Raw genomic sequence first — 2,649 nt, 5'->3', positions numbered from 1 at the left:
CGCCGCCGCGTGCCGCCTTCCTTCAGCAACCCGGTCAATCCCGACTGCGTGTACGTTGCGTGAAACATGTATTTGCCCACTGGATTCCCTCCCAATGTTGTGGCTTCGATCGTTGCGTTCCCGTCGTCCGAATGCAAGCGTCGGAACGATATTCCGCCTCATGCGGCTTAGCCGTCGTCATCGAGGTCTGTTGGAGTTGCGTCTCATTTGCATTCGCGGGATGGGGTGCCGTATGATCCCGAAAAAAGAAGGAGGCTATCCATGCCTGTGCGTATGCCCACCCCTCAGGATTTGCGCGACGCCGGTCGGCGCTTCGGTTTTGACGTGCATGACGAAGAGGTTGACGGCTTCTCGCAGTATATCCGCGAGATGCTGCCGGCCTACCGGCGTCTTGACGAGCTGGTTGCTCCCACCGTTCCGGTCAAGTATCCACGGCGGGATTTCGGGGCGCGCCCGGCGACCGATGACAACCGGGACAACGGCTGGGCGTGGCGCTGCTCCATCCCCGGCGCGCCCGACGGCCCGCTGACCGGCAAAACGGTCGGGCTGAAGGATCATGTGCGCGTGGCGGGCATTCCGATGATGAACAGCTCCAGCCTTATGGAAGGCTATGTGCCGACCGAAGACGCGACGATTGTCACCCGCCTGCTCGACGCCGGCGCCGAGATCATCGGCAAGGTCGTGAATGGCTCGCACTGTTTTGATGCCATCGGGCTCAGTATCTATCCTGGACCGCAACCCATTAATCCGTCCGGGCCGGCCACGGGCCGCTACTGTGCCGGCGGGTCGTCAAACGGCAGTGCGGTCGTGGTCGCCAACGGCGATGCGGATATCACCATGGGCGGCGACCAGGGCGGCTCGATTCGCATTCCGGCAGCCTGCGACCTTCGGCCTGATTCCGCATACCGGGCTGGCCGGTCTCGACCCGACGGTCGATCATACCGGACCGATGACGAAAACGGTGCGCGACTGCGCGCTGGCGTTGCAGGCCGTGGCCGGTGCGGACGGTCTGGACCCGCGCCAGAAAGATGTCCAGGTCAAGGATTACACCGCCCAGCTCGAAGCGGGTGTCGGCGGCCTGCGGATAGGCATACTCACTCAGGGTTTCGGCCATGCTCAATCGATGCCCGCGGTGGAGAGGCCGCGCGGGTGCTGGAGCGGGTGGGGGCGACGCTGGCTGACGTTTCGGTCCCGATGCACCTGGACGGCAACGCGATTCTGTGGCCGCTCATGATTCAGGGCGGGAACGAGACCAATAAGCAGGATGGCTGGGGACACGGCTGGTCGGGCCACTACGCCCTGGATCATGTGAACTTCATGCACCGGGCCATCAAGGCGCGCGCGAACGATCTGCCGCTGGGCCTGAAGCTCGTGCTGCTGCTCGGTGAATACACCTACCAGCGCTACGGGATGCACTACTATGCCAAGGCGCAAAACCTCACCCGCGCACTGCGGGCCGCCTACGAGCGGATATTTGAGGACGTCGATGTGCTGCTCATGCCGACGATCCCGTTTACCGCGCCGCCCATGCCCGAAGAGGAACTCTCGCCGTACGAGTTTCTGTCGATTTTTGCCAACATGATCCACAATACCGGGTCGTTCAACGCGACGGGTCATCCGGCGCTCACTGTTCCCTGCGGCGAGCACGAGGGGCTGCCGATCGGCCTGCAACTGGTCGGCCGGCACTTTGAAGACGACGTGCTGCTGCGGGCCGCGTATGCCTATGAGCAGAGCTGAGACTCCGGCGGCGAATCAGGCGGCTCCTGGCTGGCCGACCAGTTCCCGGGCGAGCCAGCGGTAGAACTGGGCAATGGTCTGCTCGAACGGGCTCAGCGGCCCGCGCGCCGCCTTGCTCGAATGCATTGCCTTGGCGAGTTCGGTGGTCGCCAGCTTGTCCTGTTCGTTGACACGTTCCATGACTCCGCGCCGCTGCTCGCCGATATCCGGGGCGACTTCGAGCAGGTCCGGCGATGCCAGATAGCCGCCCAGAATCCCGGTGCGCTCGGGTGCCTGCGGGTGGAAGCTCAACCAGTTGTTGCCGTTGGGCCGCATGGCCATGGTAAACGCCGGCCAGATATAGACCAGATACCCGGTGGTGAGGTCTTCTGCGGTGAAGGTGTCCAGGCGTCCTCTGGGTGACATGGTGTGGCCGCCGGATTTGAACGCTGCGTTCATACCGCAGCGCATATGGGTGAAGGACAAATCCGCGGGCGGCGGCGGGGTATACGAATTCTGGCCCGGCATATAGTCCTGCACCGTATCGCTGTGCAGCCCCATGTGGTGATAGTACTCCATCGAGTTCTCGGCCGAGAGCTTCCAGTTGCCGTCCCAGACGGATTCGTAATGAAAAATCTCTTTTTGCCCGGCCACGCGATAGTTGGCGATGTAGCCTTCGAGGGTGCGCATTTGGGCGGCGAGTGGGGGTGCGTCTTCATTCAGATTGACAAACAAGAAGCCGAACCATTCTTCGAGCCGGTAGCGCGGCAGGCTGCACTGCTCGCGGTCGAAGCGACCCGCGCCTTCCATATGTGGCGCGGACAGCAGGCGGCCATCGGTCGCATACGTCCAGGCATGATAGGGACAGACGAAACGGCGCGTGCTGCCCGAGTCCTGTACCAGCGGCATGAAACGGTGCCGGCAGATGTTTGA

At 63.0% G+C, this 2,649-nt stretch carries 2 protein-coding genes; one reads left to right on the top strand and one right to left on the bottom strand.

Translation table 11 applies throughout. The annotated features are described in order from the left end of the window. The first annotated feature begins 261 nt into the window (after positions 1-261). Positions 262-1,737: a hypothetical protein gene (locus J4F42_22700; GenBank protein MCE2488333.1), complete on the top strand. Its 1,476-nt coding sequence runs from the start codon at positions 262-264 to the stop codon at positions 1,735-1,737. Between the two features lie 15 nt (positions 1,738-1,752). Here the strand turns inward: J4F42_22700 and J4F42_22695 are convergent. Then, the coding region (locus J4F42_22695; GenBank protein ID MCE2488332.1) for an aromatic ring-hydroxylating dioxygenase subunit alpha at positions 1,753-2,649 on the bottom strand (897 nt) is incomplete at its 5' end.

The organism is Desulfurellaceae bacterium, from assembly GCA_021296095.1.
GTDB lineage: Bacteria > Desulfobacterota > Binatia > Bin18 > Bin18 > JAAXHF01.
Note: the sequence above shows the minus strand (reverse complement) of the source record. Positions and strands in the feature narration are given on the sequence as shown.